General features: G+C 41.7%; 22 protein-coding genes. 14 read left to right on the top strand and 8 right to left on the bottom strand.

All coding sequences use genetic code 11. From position 1 onward, the window contains the following. The first annotated feature begins 127 nt into the window (after positions 1-127). The 3 genes from pdsR (at position 128) to MTN96_RS01895 (ending at position 3,258) form a co-directional block, all read left to right on the top strand. The gene (gene pdsR, locus MTN96_RS01905; RefSeq protein ID WP_004586111.1) at positions 128-817 is read left to right on the top strand and encodes a proteobacterial dedicated sortase system response regulator; all 690 of its coding nucleotides are present in this window, start codon (positions 128-130) and stop codon (positions 815-817) included. Further along, the gene (gene pdsS, locus MTN96_RS01900; protein WP_138611217.1) at positions 817-2,952 is read left to right on the top strand and encodes a proteobacterial dedicated sortase system histidine kinase; all 2,136 of its coding nucleotides are present in this window, start codon (positions 817-819) and stop codon (positions 2,950-2,952) included. The genes pdsR and pdsS overlap by 1 nt, the downstream gene beginning before the upstream one ends. A gap of 141 nt (positions 2,953-3,093) precedes the next feature. Next, entirely contained in the window at positions 3,094-3,258 is a 165-nt protein-coding gene (locus MTN96_RS01895) for a hypothetical protein (protein WP_024033174.1), read from the top strand. An 8-nt stretch (positions 3,259-3,266) separates the two neighbouring features. Here the strand turns inward: MTN96_RS01895 and MTN96_RS01890 are convergent, their stop codons facing one another. After that, positions 3,267-4,517: a multifunctional CCA addition/repair protein gene (locus MTN96_RS01890; protein ID WP_029773901.1), complete on the bottom strand. Its 1,251-nt coding sequence runs from the start codon at positions 4,515-4,517 to the stop codon at positions 3,267-3,269. A gap of 125 nt (positions 4,518-4,642) precedes the next feature. On the opposite strand from MTN96_RS01890, the gene MTN96_RS01885 reads away from it, so the two are divergent. Beyond that, positions 4,643-4,870 carry a hypothetical protein gene (locus tag MTN96_RS01885; RefSeq protein ID WP_004586108.1) on the top strand — a complete coding sequence of 76 codons (228 nt, stop codon included), beginning with the start codon at positions 4,643-4,645 and terminating at the stop codon, positions 4,868-4,870. Between the two features lie 8 nt (positions 4,871-4,878). Here MTN96_RS01885 and MTN96_RS01880 read toward each other — a convergent pair whose 3' ends face one another. From MTN96_RS01880 to MTN96_RS01865, 4 genes are read right to left on the bottom strand one after another with little or no spacing between them, the layout of a single operon-like run. Continuing rightward, positions 4,879-5,379, bottom strand: coding sequence for a DUF1543 domain-containing protein (locus MTN96_RS01880; protein WP_064385316.1), 501 nt, complete (start codon positions 5,377-5,379; stop codon positions 4,879-4,881). Positions 5,380-5,399: 20 nt separating this feature from the next. Beyond that, positions 5,400-6,749 carry a sigma 54-interacting transcriptional regulator gene (locus tag MTN96_RS01875; RefSeq protein WP_055252807.1) on the bottom strand — a complete coding sequence of 450 codons (1,350 nt, stop codon included), beginning with the start codon at positions 6,747-6,749 and terminating at the stop codon, positions 5,400-5,402. A gap of 2 nt (positions 6,750-6,751) precedes the next feature. Then, positions 6,752-7,273 (bottom strand): hypothetical protein, encoded by a 522-nt coding sequence (locus MTN96_RS01870; protein ID WP_029773902.1) that lies wholly within the window; start codon positions 7,271-7,273, stop codon positions 6,752-6,754. Between the two features lie 4 nt (positions 7,274-7,277). After that, a complete protein-coding gene (locus tag MTN96_RS01865) occupies positions 7,278-8,729 on the bottom strand; it encodes a HAMP domain-containing sensor histidine kinase (RefSeq protein WP_248530595.1) in 1,452 nt (483 codons plus the stop codon). Positions 8,730-9,030: 301 nt separating this feature from the next. Here MTN96_RS01865 and MTN96_RS01860 point away from each other — a divergent pair, with 301 nt between their 5' ends. From MTN96_RS01860 to MTN96_RS01835, 6 genes are all read left to right on the top strand, one after another. After that, positions 9,031-9,264: a calcium dependent protein gene (locus MTN96_RS01860; RefSeq protein WP_004586103.1), complete on the top strand. Its 234-nt coding sequence runs from the start codon at positions 9,031-9,033 to the stop codon at positions 9,262-9,264. A gap of 25 nt (positions 9,265-9,289) precedes the next feature. Continuing rightward, positions 9,290-9,517: a hypothetical protein gene (locus MTN96_RS01855; protein ID WP_004586102.1), complete on the top strand. Its 228-nt coding sequence runs from the start codon at positions 9,290-9,292 to the stop codon at positions 9,515-9,517. A gap of 289 nt (positions 9,518-9,806) precedes the next feature. Continuing rightward, a complete protein-coding gene (locus tag MTN96_RS01850; protein WP_248530594.1) occupies positions 9,807-10,043 on the top strand; it encodes an EF-hand domain-containing protein in 237 nt (78 codons plus the stop codon). Between the two features lie 8 nt (positions 10,044-10,051). Further along, positions 10,052-10,288, top strand: coding sequence for a calcium-binding protein (locus tag MTN96_RS01845; protein ID WP_004586100.1), 237 nt, complete (start codon positions 10,052-10,054; stop codon positions 10,286-10,288). Positions 10,289-10,419: 131 nt separating this feature from the next. Next, on the top strand, positions 10,420-12,075 hold the full coding sequence (locus tag MTN96_RS01840) for an amidohydrolase (RefSeq protein WP_248530593.1): 1,656 nt from the start codon (positions 10,420-10,422) through the stop codon (positions 12,073-12,075). Between the two features lie 120 nt (positions 12,076-12,195). Further along, positions 12,196-12,873 (top strand): FlgO family outer membrane protein, encoded by a 678-nt coding sequence (locus MTN96_RS01835; protein ID WP_248530592.1) that lies wholly within the window; start codon positions 12,196-12,198, stop codon positions 12,871-12,873. A gap of 50 nt (positions 12,874-12,923) precedes the next feature. Here the strand turns inward: MTN96_RS01835 and MTN96_RS01830 are convergent, their stop codons facing one another. After that, positions 12,924-13,154, bottom strand: coding sequence for a YgjV family protein (locus MTN96_RS01830; RefSeq protein WP_096041230.1), 231 nt, complete (start codon positions 13,152-13,154; stop codon positions 12,924-12,926). Between the two features lie 486 nt (positions 13,155-13,640). Between MTN96_RS01830 and MTN96_RS01825 the strand changes: the two genes are divergently transcribed. Then, entirely contained in the window at positions 13,641-14,297 is a 657-nt protein-coding gene (locus MTN96_RS01825) for a Crp/Fnr family transcriptional regulator (protein ID WP_004586096.1), read from the top strand. 144 nt (positions 14,298-14,441) lie between these two features. Here the strand turns inward: MTN96_RS01825 and MTN96_RS01820 are convergent, their stop codons facing one another. After that, on the bottom strand, positions 14,442-15,008 hold the full coding sequence (locus MTN96_RS01820; protein WP_004586095.1) for a phosphoribosyltransferase: 567 nt from the start codon (positions 15,006-15,008) through the stop codon (positions 14,442-14,444). A gap of 182 nt (positions 15,009-15,190) precedes the next feature. Continuing rightward, positions 15,191-16,486 carry an aminopeptidase PepB gene (gene pepB, locus MTN96_RS01815; protein ID WP_054982768.1) on the bottom strand — a complete coding sequence of 432 codons (1,296 nt, stop codon included), beginning with the start codon at positions 16,484-16,486 and terminating at the stop codon, positions 15,191-15,193. A gap of 120 nt (positions 16,487-16,606) precedes the next feature. Here pepB and sfsA point away from each other — a divergent pair, with 120 nt between their 5' ends. The 3 genes from sfsA to gluQRS all read left to right on the top strand — a co-directional run bounded on the left by sfsA (position 16,607) and on the right by gluQRS (position 18,954). Beyond that, entirely contained in the window at positions 16,607-17,323 is a 717-nt protein-coding gene (gene sfsA / locus MTN96_RS01810; protein ID WP_055252803.1) for a DNA/RNA nuclease SfsA, read from the top strand. A gap of 226 nt (positions 17,324-17,549) precedes the next feature. Beyond that, on the top strand, positions 17,550-17,993 hold the full coding sequence (gene dksA / locus MTN96_RS01805; RefSeq protein ID WP_004586092.1) for an RNA polymerase-binding protein DksA: 444 nt from the start codon (positions 17,550-17,552) through the stop codon (positions 17,991-17,993). A 16-nt stretch (positions 17,994-18,009) separates the two neighbouring features. Continuing rightward, positions 18,010-18,954 (top strand): tRNA glutamyl-Q(34) synthetase GluQRS, encoded by a 945-nt coding sequence (gluQRS, locus tag MTN96_RS01800; RefSeq protein ID WP_248530591.1) that lies wholly within the window; start codon positions 18,010-18,012, stop codon positions 18,952-18,954. The last annotated feature ends 174 nt before the right edge of the window (positions 18,955-19,128 follow it).

Here is a 19,128-nt window from a genome sequence, read left to right as displayed (position 1 = left end):
AACAAAGGGGAGCAAAAATGGCAAACCGCTGAGCAATTGTGGCAAAAAAATGGCAATTGCCTTTTTAAGCGTACATAACTGAAAAACTTCGATATAGTGCGTTTTAAAATAAATAAGGGTGAGTAGAATGAAAAAAATAGCCATCATTGAAGATGAAACCGCCATCCGCGAAAACTATATTGAAATGCTTAGCGCCCAAGGTTATCAGGTAAGTGGTTTTGCTAACCGCGTCAGCGCAGAGATTGCATTTAAAGACGCCCTACCCGATTTAGCCATTGTTGATATTGGTTTAGGCCACGAAATAGACGGCGGTTTTTTGCTTTGCCAAACCTTGCGTACGCTTTCTAAAACACTGCCTATTATTTTTTTAACCGCCCGCGATAGTGAAATAGATACCGTGTGTGGCCTGCGTATGGGCGCCGATGACTACCTAACAAAAGATATTAGCTTAGCCCACTTGGCTGCCAGAATAGGCGCGCTATTTAGACGCATGGAAGCGCTTGAGCAACCCGCCGATGCCAATGCATTAATTACACGCGGCCAGTTAACGCTCGACACCCAGCGCATGCAAGTATTTTGGCAGCAGCAATTGGTTGATTTAACCGTGACCGAATTTTGGATGTTGCACTCACTTGCGCAGCGCCCAGGCCATGTAAAAAGCCGTAACGATTTAATGAGCGATGCAAAAATTTACGTAGACGACAGCACTATCACCTCGCATGTAAAACGCATTCGTAAAAAGTTTATCGCCCTTGATAACAACTTTGACTGCATAGATACGGTGTACGGCATGGGCTACAGGTGGGAACAACGCTAATGTTACGATTTGGCCTGCGCAGTAAATTTATATTACTGTCGTGTTTTTTGTTTTTACTGCCTTGGCTTGGCTACGAGTACGTGTGGGAAATGGAAAAATTTTTACGCCAAGGCCAAGAAAAAACCCTCGTAGGCACCACACGGGCGCTCGCCACCGCCCTGCATGAACGCCCAGCCCTTTTTGATGAGCAAACCAACTTTTTAGACCAGGTAGTAAAAGGGCGCGACTTATATGCGTACAATCTTAAAAACGCCATTCAACTCGATGGCAAACTGAGCGACTGGCAAAGCTATCAACCACTCTTTTGGCATTACGATAAACGCTATTTACAAAAAGCAGACAAGGAACATAAAGCTGAGGATTTATCGTTTGATCATATGGTTGGCAAGTTTGATAACTATTTATATGCCGTGTTTAAAGTAACTGACGATCACCTTGTATATCGTGCTAAAAATAGTTTAAGCATTACTAATAACGACCATTTAATAATTGGCCTAAAAAGCCCAGACGGAGATTTTAATACGTACATTATTGCCCCACGCCAAGATGGCTGGGTAAATGCGTTTGATGCTAATACCAAAACACCGTTTACAAAAATTCAGGGCTATTTTATACGCACTGAATCGGGATATAACGTAGAGCTGCGCTTTCCTATAAATATGCTTGGTAACAAGCTAGGCTTTGCCGTGGTCGATATTGACACAAAAAAAGCGCCGCTCGATTTTAAAACAATGTCGACCTCTAATTTAAATAACCCAAGCGATTTAGGCTCAGTATTGGTGCCCTCACCAGAAATTAACCGAATTTTAAAAGGTATGGGTCACAGTGGTAGCCGTATTTGGGTGGTTGATAATCATCATCGCGTATTAGCGCAGTCGGGCACAATTCAAAATGCCGATGGCGTATGGGCCGACGGTCTTAAAAACCAGCCGCCTAAAAATGCCTGGCAACGCTTTGAGCAAACGTATTTGCACCCACTTTATTATAAAATTTTAACTCGCCCCGAAAACGAATTTTTAGATACCCTGCACGATGTTGCCTCAATGCAGGGCACGCATTTAGCTAAGGCACTAAAGGGGCAACCAGCGTCGTCTTGGCGGTTAACCCCCGACAGTAAAGCCGTTATTTTATCGGCGGCTTACCCTATTTGGATAGAAGATAAAGTGATTGGCGCAGTAATCGCCGAGGAAACCACTAACGGTGTTCGCACCCTGCGTAATAAATCGCTGGAAAAGCTTTTTAACGTTATTTTAGCGGTGATGCTAATTGGCACCGTTACGTTGTTCTTTTTTGCCTCGCGTATTTCGAGCCGCATTAGGCGACTGCGCGACACCGCAGAGCAAGCCATTGATGCCCAAGGGCGCATTACCGGCAGTATTAATTACAGCGACTCAAACGATGAAATTGGCGACCTTTCACGAAGTTTTGCCAATATTGTTGGCCGCTTAGGCGGGTACACGAATTATTTAGAAAATATGTCATCGCGGTTATCTCATGAGCTACGTACACCGGTGGCTGTGGTTCGCTCTTCTTTAGAAAACCTACAAAGCTTGGAGCAAAATGAGCTTAGCCAAAAATACCTAGAGCGAGCAAGTGAAGGGGTTGAGCGCTTAGGTAAAATAATAACCACCATGAGCGAAGCCACGCGCCTTGAACAAAGCATTCAAAGCAACGAGAGCGAGCCGTTTGATTTACAAAAAGTAATTAATGGCTGTATGCAAGGCTACCAGCTCACTTACCCTGAGCAGTTATTTGAGCTTGATGTATGCCAAAGCCCTTTACCTATGCAAGGTGCTCCCGAATTTATAGCTCAGCTACTTGATAAGCTTATTAATAATGCGCTGGAATTTAGTGAAGCAAATACAGCTATTAATGTAGGTCTTAAGCAGAGCGAAAATAAAGCAATATTAACAGTGAGTAATACAGGCCCCGCCCTGCCTGAAGGGCTAACTGAGCATATTTTTGATTCTATGGTGTCGGTGCGTAGCCAGCAAATGCAGCAACAACCGCACTTAGGCTTGGGACTTTATATTGTAAGGCTGGTGTGTGATTACCATAAAGGCAGTGTCACTGCACAAAACAACGAGCGCGGTAATGGCGTGGTGTTTAAAGTAACCCTGCCTTTACAAAGCTAAGCTGTGCATAAAGTGGCGCCCTACTTAGTCGCCCTTATTTTTTGCACATCGATTACAATTTACTACAACTTAAAATGTAACTATTCACTTTTAATTCAGTCAAACGGCCATACCCTGAACGCTAATTAAGGAGAATAGATCATGAACAACCCACTTGAGCGTGAAGAGATCGAATTTATTTTTGATCTATACAGGCCCCAAGAGCAAGCACCTAGCTTGCCTTCAGAGCCTGCCACCTCTACATATAAAAACTTACGACAGCCAGAACAAGTTAAAAACGAAGGCGTGTCTGAATATCTCAGCTAGGGTATTGCCTATTGCGTTGCTTGCTCGTTTTGTAAAAACGCTTTAATGCAGTTTATTTCTGCCAGTTTTACCTCTTCGCCTATTTCTGGGCCTTTTTTGCCATTTTTAAGTGCAGTTTGCACTACCTGCTTTTTATCCATTTTTTGTAATTCATTAAAAATTGCACGCAGCTTAGCCCCTTGCGGATAGGGCTTATTTACGAGCGTTTCTCCGCGCCCTTGCGCATCACATTGGCATGCTTGGGTAAACGCAATAAATCGCTCTGGGTGCACTAAAGCATTTAAATTAGTAACAATTAATTTATGAATCGTTTGTGGTCTTAATTGCTCAAGCGTATGGCATAAGGTGTGATTATCACTGGTGAGTACGCCAATATCGCGAAAACGATTAGGCACTTTTAAACGCTCACAAAACTTTTCTACTACGGCTACCCCTTCGCGTTCATGACCGCGTAAATTACCGCGTTTTTTAAAGCTCAAGGCCTTACCAAAATCATGAGTGAGTGCCGCAAACCGTGTTTCTAAATTAAAGTTTAAATCGGCAGCGCGCCTAAGTACCAACATAGTATGAACAAACACATCACCTTCGGGGTGGTGGTTTGCAGGTTGCGGCACCCCTTGCATACTCTCTATTTCAGGGAAAATACCTAAGCCATGTAATGCTTGAAAATACAGTTCAGGGTGTTTTTCACCCAGCGCTTTTTCGGTTTCGAGCCATACGCGCTCGGGCACTAAATGATTAAGCTCACCTTTGTTTTTAAGCTCGCGCATTAATGCATAAGTACTTGGGTGAATACGCCATTCGCTTCCGTAGCGTGCTAAAAAACGCGCTATGCGTAATACCCTTACCGGGTCCTCTACAAAGGCTTCTGTGGTGTGGCGCAGTATTTTATTGTGTAAATCGCTTTGGCCATTGAAAGGGTCAATAACGGTGCCGTTTTCATCAAGTGCCATTGAGTTTATGGTTAAATCGCGCCGTGCTAAATCTTCTTCAAGGGTGACATTAGGGCTGGCATCTACCACAAAGCCGGTATAGCCTTTACCGCTTTTTCGCTCGGTGCGGCCCAAGGCGTATTCTTCTTTTGTTTTTGGGTGTAAATAAACCGGAAAATCACTTCCTATAGGCACAAAACCAAGCGACTCCATAGTTTGGGGTGTTTCGCCTATAACAACATAGTCGTTATCTTTTGATGCTATATTAAGTAGCTGGTCGCGTACCGCGCCACCAACAAGGTAAACTTGCTTAAGGTTGTGTTTCACTGTTTATCCTAATCACACTGGGTGGTTATTTGTTGTCGATCATACCATTAAAATCACCATAGTTTGCCAAGCTTAAGTAAGCTCATTACAATAGCGCTTTATTTTAAGCCATAGCCTTATACTCAATGAAAAATCATTCATCAAAAAAAGAACTTATGCTACTGCCTATATTACTTGTGGTTATTGTAATGTGCGTGGCGGGTCACTTTTTACTACAGGCTAACTTTCAAGATAGCAACATGGTTGAATACATGTTGGCAGCGCTGCCCTTTGCGATGTTTGGCCTAGTTATTGTGGCATTTAAAATGGCAGCTAAAAGCGAAGCCAATGAGCAAAGCGAGCAAGACTCTTAATTTTACTGTTAAAGAATATAATAGCCAAACCAATCTGGTTTTATTGGTTGAGCATGCCCACTTGGCGTAAGCTTAATATTTAGTTGGCTGTCGAGCAGGTCTATAGCAAAGCAGTCATCTACATCATGTAAATCATCTTTATGAATATGGCTAAGGCCTGCAAGCAAATCGCTTTTAGCGCGCTCCTTGGCCTCTGCAGCACTACTGGCAACATACAATGCAAAGTCGTGTTGCTCAGCCATAGAGTCACTTCTGTAAGCCCCTAAATTAACAAAATACAGCTGCTTATTTTGCTCAACGTAGGTATCAACGACTTCTACTTTATAACCGTCGATATGGTTAATTGCCATGTAGCTGTCCATATGCACATTGTTTTTATCGCCCACCCATTGGCTTTTTAGCTTTGAGTAGGTTTGCTCAATGCTTTGCCCTACGACAAAGCGAATATCGTGCATTTCTATGTGGCAGCCTTGAATTCGCCCGCCCAGGTACACCATAAATAACTGCATTTAATAACCTTACTCTTAAATTACACTAAATTATCGACATCAATATTGTGTTTTTTTATTAACTTATAAAAATCCGAACGATTACGTTTGGCAAGCTTTGCACCTTCAGCTACGTTACCACCGGCCATTTTTAGGGTGTTTATTACATAATCGCGCTCAAACTCTTTTTTGGCATCATTTAGAGAAAGCGGCTCTGCACTGGCTTGGTTTGAGTTAAGTGCGTTTAACACTAAGTGCGCAGAAATTACCTCGCTGGCGCTCAATGCGACCACTTGCTCTACAACATTTTGTAACTGGCGTATATTCCCAGGCCAGTCGTAACGTACTAGTGCATGCATGGCATCGTTTGCAAAGCGCTTTTCTTTTTGGTTCATACGTTTAGCAATACTTGCGCTAAAGTGCTGGGCAAGCAGGCTTATGTCTTCTCGGCGCTCACACAGCGGTGGTAATTTTAAATTAACAACATTTAGTCGGTAGTATAAATCTTCCCTAAATTGTTGATTGCTAATCGCATCGGGTAAATTTTTGTGAGTGGCCGATACAATGCGCACATCAATAGGAATCTCTTCTTGAAAGCCCACCGGGCGTATGGTTTTTTCTTGCAGTACACGCAGTAACTTAACTTGTAAATTAAGCGGCATATCGCCAATTTCATCTAGAAATAAGGTGCCGCCTTGAGCTTGCTGAAACAAACCTTGGTGATCTTTCACCGCCCCTGTAAAGGCGCCTTTTTTATGGCCAAATAATTCTGACTCTAAAAGCTCCCCCGGCACTGCGCCACAGTTAATAGCCACAAAAGGCCCTTCACTTACATGACTGTGTTGATGAATCGCCTGAGCCAGCAGCTCCTTACCGGTACCGCTGGCGCCAGAAATAAGTACATTTACTTGGGTTGGCCCCAGTAATTTTACTTGCTCAAGGAGGTGCAACATAGCGCCACTGCGCGTTACTATATTACTTTTTTGGGGCGATTCTTCTGCGTTTACGCCATGTATTTCAATGGCTTTGGCTAGGCTGTCAAACAGCTCGTCTTTATCAACCGGTTTTGTAATAAACGCAAAAATACCTTGTTTTGTCGCCTCCACCGCATCGGGTATAGAGCCATGCGCTGTCATCATTATAACCGGCAGTGCTGGGTAACGGCTTTGTAATTGGCGATGTAAGGCCATGCCGTCCATTTCATCCATACGCAAGTCTGTTATAACTGCATCAAACACTTGGTTTTTAAGAATTTGTAGTGCAAGTATGCCGCTTTCACAGGTTGTTACGTCATACCCTTTAGACTCGATTCTTAGTGCAAGTAATTTAAGTAAACTTGCATCGTCATCAACGAGTAATACTTTTGCACCTTGTGGTGTGTGTGTTGCCATAATTACTGCTCCTTAGTGTCTTCGCGTAGTAACAGCTGCTGCTCTATGGTGGCTAAAGACGATAACGTTTGCTGCATTTTGTCATTTAACGCCTGCTGCTCTTTTAGGGCATTTATTTGCCGAGTAACATGTTGCTTTTGAAGCCATAAATATTGTTTTATTGGCTCAGGCCAAAAGTAGGCTAAATCGAGTTTTTGTAATCGTGTCATTACCTCCTCTGGTGCACTTGAGGTGTTAACACACATGAATTTAAAAAAACGTTTTAGCTCTTTTTCACCTAAATAAGTATGTAGGCTTGGCTTTACTTTAAAACCGCCACATTGATTAGCATGCCATGCAACAACACGTTCTGCGCTGGGGTAAACGGGGTCACTTTTAGGGCGCTTTTTAGGATTTGGCACCGCATTTTTTGCAGGCTCTACCTCCTGCGACACTGCTGCTGTTTGTGTGTTATTTGTTTCACACCCAGCTAAAACAACCGTACTACTGAGCACACATAAAATAGCTATTAAACGCGTACGCATGCTATTAAACTCCTTGATTAATTAAAGGTATTTTTATTGTAAATAAGCAGCCTTGGGGCTGGTTATGCTCAACACTAAGCTGGCCTTGTAACTGCTCAACCGACTCTTTTACTATGGTTAAACCTAAGCCACTGCCTTGCAGCGTAACATCTTTATTATGCTTGCCTTGGTAAAATGCGCTGAATATCTGGTTTTTTTCTTGCTCTTTAATACCACAGCCTTCATCGCGCACTTGTATTGTTAGTAGCTTTTGCTCAAGTGCTAAGGTTACATCAACACTTTGCCCTGTATTTGAAAATTTTAACGCATTAGAAATGAGCTGAATGAGGGTCATTTCTATCAGCTCTGTGGGTAATGCAAGTGGCTGTTTTGTTATGCTGTTGTGCCAATTTAAGCGTTGCTGCTTAGCCGTTAAGCGGTGCTCAAAATGGCTGTTTATTTTATTTATTAAATTGCCAAATTCGACTTCGCTAACACTGTCTTTACTGGTTCTGATAGCGTTATAACTAAGTAGGCTGTCAATCATAGTGCGCAGACGCACCATAGATTGGCTAATAAGCTCAAGTACGGCTTGCTGCTCTTTTGTAATGGGGCCGACTATTTCATCGCTAAGTAAATCGGTGCCCTCGACCATTGAAGCCAACGGCGTTTTAAGCTCGTGGGTTACATGGCGTAAAAAGGTATCTTTTTGTTGCTCAAGCATATGTAGCTGCTCTTGCACCCATTGTAGTTTTTCGCCTAATTCCACCAGCTCACTTGAGCCTTGCACTGCAATTTTTTGCTGCCAGTGGCCTTGCCCTAGTTTATCTATTACCGACGTAAGCCCTTTTAAGCGCTTACTTATGCGCCATAAAAAGCCCCCGCCCACTAGTAAAGTAAGCGGAATAAGCGCCACTAACCAGTTAATAAACGAGCTTTGTAAAGTACTTAATTCACTTTGGTTGTTTTGTATTTGCGCTGCATTCGTATCGCGCAACCACACCGTAAGCTCAGCCACTAAATCGCTAATAGGCACAAACAATGCAGCATCTTGTTGGTTATTTTCAATTAAAGCTTGATGAGTACTACGCAATGTTGTTGCTAAGCGACGCCACTGCATAGTGTATTGCTGTGTGGCACTGGCTTGGCTGAGCGTGTCGATTGTTTGTAAGGAGGATTGCCATTTTTCGTTTATTAACGTGTCGAGCGACTCGCTTTTTAACACCCAGTTTTGTCGCGTTGCCCGCTCTAGACTATTAAGCTCTTGCTTTAAAAAATTAAACGACTTAGTAACTTGGTAATTATTACTAACAATAAGCTGGGTAACAGCGAGCTGTTTGTTTAACGCATTTAAAAAAACAATAACCACTAAACTAAGCGGCAGTAACGACAGCAGCATACTAATTATAAACTGACCTATTAAGTTAGGCCGCCAATTAAGCATTGCACGATACTTTTTAGCCAACGTTACAGGCATTATCATTTCCTTTTATTATTTTAAGCGCCCTATTTTAGTTACTTACCTTATACTCTCGCTGAATCAACTTCTATATTTAACCCAATATACCCACCTGTTGCCATTTAGCAACACACTAAGCTATTGATAACTATATCAACGACTAATAGTACGTACCGCCTGTTGCAAAAATAACACACATTTAAGTAAAAAATTCCGACCAGCGCCCCATAAAAAATATAAATTATTGATTTTAAACACCTATTTAAATTGGCATTATTTTTGTAGTAGTGAGGGCAACTTTAATCAATAAGGAAATTAAATGAACAACCGCTTTTTAGTAATTTTACCCATGCTGGCTTTTGGGTTTATGGGCACAGATGCAATAGCTATGGACGTTCAAGCTACTTTTAATGAGCTAGATAAAGACAGTAACGGCACACTTAGCGAATCAGAAGCGGGTGAAGATGCCGTACTACACGAAAACTTTTCACAAATAGACACTAACCAAGATGGCCAGTTGTCGCTAAGTGAATTCAAAAAGTTTATTCAGTAAATTCATTTAATTAGGGAACATGATTATGAAACAACTTATCGCAGCATTTGCATTAATGTTTTTAGCCATTAGCGCCACGGCTTTAGCCTCTTCTGTCAACATTCGCTTTGCTCATTTAGACAAAGATATGGATGGGGCAGTATCGCTTGCAGAAGCCAAACAAGATAAAGAAGTAATGAGGCAATTTGCCGATTTAGACGAAAATCAAGACAAGAAAATTTCTAAAGAAGAGTTTCAAAATTTTAAACCTTAATTTTGATTAAGCGCTTTAATAACAAACTCAATAGTAACGATGTTTAAATCTTTTTCTCTGGCTAGAAATTTTAAGCAGTTAACGCTAAAGCTGACTGCTTAAAATAGATTTATTATCCACCGCTGAAGTTAATTAAGTTTTACTTAAGCTTTTACCTAGTAAGGTAGGTTCCAAAAGCATTTGCCATAATCCCTGAGGGAATGTGTAAACGGATTTAATGTTGGGAAGTTAAATTATGGCAAGTGCTTTTTTTATTAATCTACAAACACTGTATGTTGGAAGGAAAACCATGAAGTGTGTTTTTTTTAGTGTTATCGCTATTACTATGATCAGCTTTAATGCTGTTGCGTTAGATGTTAAACAACGTTTTGATCACCTTGATGCCAATAAAAGCGGCTTCTTAACAGAAGACGAATTAGAACCACAGCCTCATCTACTCAGCACCTTTACTCGCTGGGATAAAAACCAAGACAAACAAATCTCGCTTCTTGAGTTTAAAGACTATTTAACCAATAACCTTTACTGAGTATAAGTATGAAGACCGTAAGCTATTTAGCGCTTGTTGCGCTGGGCCTTTTTAGCGATGTAAGCCTTGGCCAAAGTACAGAAGTTGCCGATAAATTTGAAAAGTTTGACCGTAACCACGATGGCTTTTTAACCCGTTCAGAAACCGCCATTGACCCCGCCCTTTGGTCGCGTTTTTCAAGTTATGATAAAGATAAAGACGGCAGACTTACCCTTTCGGAATATGGCATATACGCCAGTAAGTAACTCTTTTTTATAAGCGTAAGCGCTAAATTTTTAACAGCCCTTACGCTTTTAAGCTATCTACCTCAACATATTGGTATTCTAAAAGTGAGTTTGCTAGTGTTATTTTACTAACAATAAAAAATAACCAACTTATGCAACTCAAAAAACTATTTAACCCACTACTGCTTGCCGGCTTATTTGTAAGCAGCACTGCGATTGCGCAAACGCAGGTCATTTACAACGCTAATGGTTACACTCCCTTATACCAAGGTGGTATTCAAACGTTTTCTACTTTAGTGATTAAAAACGGTAAAGTTGTTAAAACTGGAGATGATACGCTTAAAAACACTTTTCCTGATGCCACACTTATTGATGCCAAAGGTAATACGTTACTGCCAGGGTTGATTGACGCTCACGGGCATGTAATTGGCCTTGGCGATAACTTATCGCAACTTGATGTCCGCGGCGCTAAATCGGTCGCTGAAATAACCACAAAGCTAGAACAATTTGCGAAAAATAAACAAGGCTGGATACTAGGGCGAGGCTGGAACCAAGAGCTGTGGAGCGACACGCGCTTTCCTACCGCCAAAGACTTAGACAAAGTAGTCAATGACCGCCCAGTGGTACTTTCGCGCGTTGACAGCCATGCAATTTGGGTTAACAGCAAAGCCTTAGAGCTGGCCGGTATTACCGCAGCCACTCAAGCCCCTGACGGCGGCGAAGTTATTAAAGATGAATTTGGTAATCCAACCGGTATTTTTGTTGATAAGGCCGAGTCGTTAATTACCCAGCATATGAGCGCCCCTTCAAAACAAGCTATAAGCGACTCGTTAGATGCCGCAGGCGCGCACTTATTAAGCTTAGGCATTACCTCTACTCACGATGCCGGTATCGATAAAACCACCTGGGAAGTTTACAAAGAGCGCAGCGAGCAAGGTAATTTGCCACTAAGAATAGTCGCCATGCTAAGTGCTGCTAGCCCCGATTTAAAGCACATGCTTAAGGCAGGGCGCTATCAGGATGCAGCATCGTTTATGTCTATCCGCAGTGTAAAAGTATATGCCGATGGCGCATTAGGCTCGCGCGGGGCTGCGCTAATTGATGACTACGCTGATAGAAAAAACCACCACGGCCTAATGCTAGAAACCCAAGCCAAGCTTGAAGAATTATTTACTTTAAGCTTTAAAAATGGCTTTAGCGCCAACACCCATGCAATTGGTGATAAGGCAAATAAAGTGGTACTTGATGCGTATCAAAACGTGTTTAAGCAAACGGGCGGTATGTTACTGCGTAACCGTATTGAACACGCGCAAATAGTCACCCCTGATGACATTCCGCGCTTTAAAGCACTTAAAATCATTCCATCTATGCAGCCTGTGCATGCCACCTCAGATATGCATATGGCTCAGCAGCGCTTAACCGATAACCAATTACAAGGCGCATATGCATGGCAAACATTTTTAAAGCAAGGCTCTGTGATTGCAGCAGGCTCTGACTACCCAGTAGAGCTGGCAAACCCTTTTGATGGCTTGTATTCAGCCATTACCCGTATGGATCATAATATGCTGCCTGAGAACGGCTGGCGCGCAAGCGAAGTGCTAAGCCGCGAACAAGCCCTAAGAGCGTTTACACTTGGCGGCGCGTATGCAGCGCACCAAGAGTTTAAAATAGGCAGCTTAGAAAACGGAAAATGGGCAGACTTTATTTTAATAGACAAAGACTACTTTAAAGCCCCTGTTGATGAGATTTATAAAACACAGGTTTTACAGACTTGGGTAGCTGGAGAATTACGCTTTAAAAAAGAATAGCTTATAAAATAGGCAAATTTAAAAATAAACAAAGTAATTACGAATATTTACTAAAGTAATTAAAAAGAGTGTCGATAAGTGAGGGAATTTAAAAAATCTCTTATGTTTCAGGAAGAAAACATGTTTTCAAAAAAACTATCGCTTACTTTATCGGCTCTTTTTACTTTATCACTTAGTGCATGCTCTACTCACCCAGTTTATAATGGCCACGCTTCGCATAATAATATTGGCCATCACAATAGCCATAATCGTTACACAGACGTTCATCAGCCACGCGTAAATAACTGGCAGTTCCCAGAAAATAACTACCGCCCTATTAACAGCAGTAAATTATTAAGTAACTATACAGAACAATTAGCAATGAAGCTGATTGAAAATATGAACTACATCAACAGTGGAACGCCTGTTGCAATTACTTCGTTTGTGAATTTAGATGACAATTTACAAACCACAAATATATTTGGTAATCACTTGGCTGAAAGCTTTATTACTGAAATGCAGGAGTTTGGCTTATCGGTAGTTGATTACAAACACACGGGCGCTGTGCATGTAACCCCGTTAGGTGATTTCTCGTTTAGTCGTAATGGTAAAGAAATTAAAGGTTACCCGCATATTGATTACACTTTATCAGGCACTCTAACTTACACGAATCGTGGTGTAATAGTTAACGCTCGTATTATTGGGGCAAAGTCTAAAGTAGTGGTCTCATCAGCTAAAGGATTTATCCCAAGCTTTGTTGTTGAGTCACTTTATCCAACTCGTAGAACTGATGGCATTGTCTTAGACGCGGTGCTTTAAAACAAAAAAGGGTTAACTTAAATGTTAACCCTTTTTTTGAATTTTTAGCTTCACGCTTCTTTGACTTTAGGCTGTCGGTAGAGCTTTACAATATGGTACATATTTACCAGCGCTAATAAGCCATTAGTAAACGCAACAGGCACTGCACCAATAGCCACGCCGTAAATAGTAAATACAATACAACCAAACATATTATACCAACGCAGTTTTACTACATCGGTCATTGTTAACGATGCAACCAAGAAAGCTGATGCAATATAACCTAAATATTCCCAACTCAATTGTTCTCTCCTACCCTTTAGGTTAGCATTACGCCAATGCTAACGTGTGGCACTTGTCAGTGTTACAACGTTTAATACCAATTCGCAATAATACTCAATCATTTTGTGGGGCTAAACGTGTCGCTACCTGTGTTAAAAAATGCTCATTTACGACTGCATGAATGCAGAAGGTAGAGCAATACAGGAGCAATTGCCGAGAACGACTAAATAGCTATTTTTTGCCTAGCTATCAACACGTTTTCCTAGCCTTAAAATTGATCACTTAATTAGGCAGATTGGTATAAAATAAAAAAACTAACTTGCTTAAAAAACCTTAAAAAGTATATTGGTTGTAGCCAATAGCTTCCTAAATCATTACACGGGAAATGAAGGTATTACGTACTTAGCAAGGCTAAATACACTAGCAAGTTAGCGTAAATTCTTAGAGCCTTAATAATATCGTCATTAAGGTGTAATAAATAGGACAATTGTCCGAAGAGCATATTGATGTTTCAATACCATTTTTCTAGTTACCTTGTTGAACAATTACTCACTTTTGCAGGGAGTAGCTATCAACAATCAAAAAAAGAAGTGCTGATCCACCAAGATCAACCACTTAGTAAACTTGTGCTGGTGCGCAGCGGTACTATTTCATTTAGTTATGACGTAGGTAACGGACGCCGCCTATTATTAGGCCAATTAGATTGCAACAACACCCTAATTGGTGAAATAGAAGCACTAAACAATAACCCATGTATTTATACGGTCACCTGTTTTAGCGATGTAACCTATAATTTAATAGAGCTTCGCCACTGGCGAGCATTACTACTCGAAAAGCCAGAGCTGAGCTTATATACCGCGCAAACCATTGCGGCTAAGTTTCAAGAAAACCAAAAAATTAATTTAGATAAGTTACTGCTGCCTTTAAGCTACAACATAGCTAAAGACTGCTTACTACGCGCCGAGAACAATAACCCAACGCTACTGCGCGCATACCCAACCGTTAACGCCGAAGCAGAGCGCTTTGCAACCACTGAGCGAGCTTATCGCCGCGTAGTTACCGAGCTTGTTGAAAAAGGCTTAGTGCAGCGCAGCTCCCATGGGCTAAAAGCGGTCGATACGCAAAGTTTAAGTGATTACGTAGACAGTTTTGCGCAGCTGTAAAAAAATCAGACACAAAAAAAGGCCGTAATGGCCTTTTTTAGTTTTTATGGTATTTATTAGCACTGCGCTATAGCAGTAATTTATTTAAAACGAGTACACAAACACGCCCCCGCGCAAATAAACTCCTACTTAACGCTTTGGCAATTACTTATCTAATAAAATATCTTGGATATTTACTAAATCAGATTTACCTTCAATTATTTCATCTGGCGTTAAACCCGATAACTCATGTGGGAACACTAACCACTCTTCTGACTCATGAATAAAGTAATCTGGCACCATCTCTACTTTTGAGTTTTTAGGCTTATAGTACGGACATGCCACACGAATATCGCGTGGTAAGTTTAAGCGCATAAGCTCAGAAAGCTTTTCTTTTAGTGCAAATATACTGCGGCCAGAATCAAACACATCATCAACAATAAGCAATGAGTCACCAGCATTAGCGTTTTCTACAATGTAGTGTAGGCCGTGTACTTTTATTTCTTTAGATTGCTTGCCAATACCGTAATACGACGACGTACGCACCGCAATGTGATCAGTCTCAATGCCTTTGTAATCGTAGTATTCTTGCACAGCAATACCAATAGGTGCACCACCTCGCCAAATACCAATTATAAAGTCTGGACGAAAGCCATCTTTATAAACTTGTGCCGCTACGCGGAATGAATCTTCAAGTAGCTGTTGAGCTGTGATGTAGCACTTATCTGACATAGTTTAGAACCCCAGTGGTGAGTATAACATTTGAGTGTAGGCACTTTAGCCAATAATTAAACACCCAAACAGGTATTGGCGAAGGATTTTACCGTAAATAAAAATAAATTGCTTGCCTGCAAATAGCAAAATAGGCACCAATTGGTGCCTATTTTATGTATTAAACGCCTAGTTACGTACTATTAAGCTTTTTCTAACAATGTACGTGCCACTGTGCGCATACCTTGCGTAGTTGCACCTGCAGCCCATTGGCTAGTGCTACCCATATTAAATGCTGCAGCTAAATCAATGTGTACCCAACCTTTACCATCGTTTGGTACAAAGCGAGATAAAAAGCCTGCTGCATTTGATGCGCCGCCGTAACCGCCACCTTTTTGAGCGCGGCTATTTGCCGTATCAGCATATGGAGATGGGCAGTTTTGCTGGTGCCATTTTTCAAGCGGAAGAGGCCATGCAGCTTCCATTTCTTGCGATGCAAAGTCTTCTACTTCGCGTACCAGCTCTTTATCAAGGGCAAATAATGCGTTGTACTCTTGACCTACAGCAACGAGTGCAGCACCGGTTAGTGTTGCCGCATCTATAATTAGCTCTGCGCCAGTTTCGCCTGCAGCCATTAGACCATCAGCAAGCACTAAACGCCCTTCAGCATCGGTGTTTACAATTTCAACGGTTGTGCCATTTTTGTAGGTTAAAATATCACCTAGTTTGTAAGCGTGGCCCGAAATTAAGTTCTCTGCACAGCATAAAAACAGCTTAATGCGTTTTTCTATACCGCGGTTAATAGCCAGTGCTAAACCCGCTGTTACCGTTGCCGCGCCACCCATGTCGCACTTCATTCCTAGCATACCTTCGCTAGATTTAATTGAGTAACCACCAGAGTCAAACGTAATACCTTTACCTACAAGCGCAGCGCTTACCGGTGCGTTTTCATCGCCTGTTGGGTTGTAATCAAGCTCAAGTAAAACAGGTGGACGCTCAGAGCCACGGCCCACAGCATGAATACCAATCCACTGTTGCTCTAATAACGCATCGCCTTTAATAATTTGGTAGCTTACGTGTTCAGGCGCTAACGATTGAATAAATTCGGCGGCTTTTTCAGCAAGGCTCTCAGGGTAAATGTCATCGGCTGTGCCGTTTACCATTTCTCGTGCCCACGTAGCTGAGGCTTTTAAATGCGCAAGCTCGTTTAGATCTGACTGTGCGTTATCAACAAATTCAACACCATGTAATGATTTAGGTGTTACAAACCCTTGGTAAAAAGCCCATTGGCTTTCTGTGCACCATGTATCGCCCGCAAGCTCAACCTGTTTAACACCTTGGCTTGCAATTGTTCGCGCCGCTTTTTGAACATTTTTTAATGTTTCTTGCTCAGATAAATGAACCGTTGCGCCTTGCTCGTTAAAAGACAACGCCGCGTTTTCGCCCCAATGGCTTGGTGCTGCTTGCTCGCTTAGTTGAACAACAAATTTTTCACTCATGTTAGAATACCCTTACACTTAAATGTGCCACCGAGTTTACTATAGTGAGTACAAGTTCCCAACAGCTTGAGATAAATAACATAAACCAACGCATCTGCAGCGTTTAGCATTGGAATTTAAATGAAATACACCCCAGCTTTACAGCCCGCCACGTTATTAAAACGCTATAAACGCTTTTTAGCCGATCTCCAACTTAACGATGGAACTGAATTTACCGCCCATTGCGCCAACACCGGTAAAATGACAGGTTGCGCAGAGCCAGGTTTTAGCGCTTTTTATTCAACCAGCGATAACAGTAAACGAAAATACCCTCAGTCGTTAGAGCTCACTCAAAACTCCCTCTCGCAATTAATATGCGTTAATACCGCCGTGGCAAATAAAGTGGTCGAAGAGGCTATCAACAACCAGGTTATTACAGAGCTTAACGGCTACGAGCAGCTTCAAAGTGAAGTAAAATACGGCAGCGAAAACAGCCGTATCGACTTTTTACTCACCAGTGACAATAAACCCGCTTGCTATGTAGAGGTAAAGTCAGTCACCTTGTTAAGCGAAACCGCACCACAAAGTGGGCAAGGCTACTTTCCGGATGCGCAAACCGTGCGTGGGCAAAAACACATTCGCGAATTAATAGAAATGATCGAACAAGGCCACCGCGCAGTATTACTGTTCGCTGTTTTGCACCAAGGTATTAATACGGTGAGTGCAGCAAGCCACATAGATAAAAAATACAGCGACTTATTAAACCACGCGATTAAAAAAGGCGTGGAGGTATACGCTTATAAGGCATCTATTTCACCAAATGAAGTAACGCTTAGTGAGAAAGTGGCCTTTAAATAAAAAATTTAACTTGCTTTTAAACTTTATGCCCATATAACTAGGCAAGTTTAAATACCGAAATAACGATTAATAAAGCATCAAAATCAAAATATGAGCCTTTTTAGTCAACACACTGGTTGAAGCTAATTCGATTAATTAAAAAATAAATTTGCCTAGGGTATAAGATTCTGCTATTTATACCGCCGGCTAATGCTGAGGCATTAAATTAAGGATTTAGGAGAGAGTTATGCCAGACCAACAAAGACATGGTTTATTGGCTCAAGCCGGTTTAGAACCATACCAAGAAAAGCCGGGCGAAGAGTATATGAATGAAGCACAACGTGCTCATTTTAAAGCGATTTTAGAAGCGTGGCGTAACGACTTACGTAATGAAGTTGACCGCACGAAATCGCATATGCAAGACGAAGCTGCCAACTTTCCTGATCCAGTTGACCGCGCTGCGCAAGAAGAAGAGTTCTCTTTAGAACTTCGTACTCGCGACCGCGAACGTAAACTGATCAAAAAAATTGAAAAAACAATTATCTTAATTAAAGAAGATGATTTTGGCTTTTGTGAGTCATGCGGAATCGAAATTGGTATTCGTCGTTTAGAGGCGCGTCCAACTGCAGATTTATGCGTAGACTGTAAAACCCTTGCAGAAATTAAAGAAAAACAAGCTGGGCGCGGTTAATTAAAATTAGTTAACTATGTCTCCTACAGCCGTTACCACGCCAAAGCGTGACTATCGCGGTCGATTTGCACCGTCTCCTTCTGGGCCACTTCATTTTGGCTCACTTGTGGCGGCTGTGGGCAGCTACCTTGATGCTAAAGTAAATCAGGGTAAATGGTTAGTGCGCATTGAAGATATAGACACCACCCGCGTGGTTAAAAATGCCGACACCCATATTCTAAATACCTTACAAGCCTACGGCCTTTACTGGGACGAATCCGTTGTTTATCAAACTCAGCGCCTACCTCTTTATCAAGAGGTAACAAACAAGCTGATCCGCCAACAATGTGTATATGGTTGTCGCTGTTCTCGCAAACAAATAAAAGCCATCGGTGGCATTTACCAAGGTCACTGCAAAACGCTTAACTTATCAACAGAGCAAGGCGCACTTCGTCTTAGCCAGCAGCACCCAACATGCCATTTTAACGATTTGATTCAAGGCGATATTACTGTAAATAGTGCATTAGCCCATGAAGATTACATAATAAAGCGCAGCGACGGATTATTTGCCTACCAGCTAGTGGTCGTTATTGATGACATTGAGCAAGGTATTAATCGTGTGGTACGAGGCGCCGATTTAATCGAGCCTACAGCACGGCAAATAAGTTTATTTAAACAGCTTAATGCGCCCATTCCCCAATACGCACATTTACCCCTTGCGGTGGCCGAGCCTGGTTTTAAACTCTCTAAACAAAATTATGCGCCCGCTATTAGCACAGACAACCCAAAGCCCGCGCTTATTGATGCGTTTGAATTTTTAAACTTACCTGTACATAGCCAATTGAATGATTTGTCTGTGGAGCAATTAATGGCGTGGGCTATTAACGAATTTAGCTTAACAGCGGTGCCAAACATACCCGAAATTCAAATTTCGCAAGGTCAGCATCCAAACAGCACTAAATTTACGCATTTAAGCAAATAAAAAACTTAAAAACGGCTTAATTTCAGTCCATCAACTTAATTTTTATACCGCGCTGGTATATGATAGCCGCCTAAATAGAGGCTATTTACAATAAATACAAAGCACCGCACTATAATACCTAATTTATGTGCTTTTTGATTGCGATGACCAGCCAATCATCATTTCTGTAGGAGA

The organism is Pseudoalteromonas sp. 2CM28B (assembly GCF_023161935.1).
The sequence above is the reverse complement of the archived record's forward strand: the minus strand, read 5'-3'. Positions and strand labels throughout refer to the sequence as shown.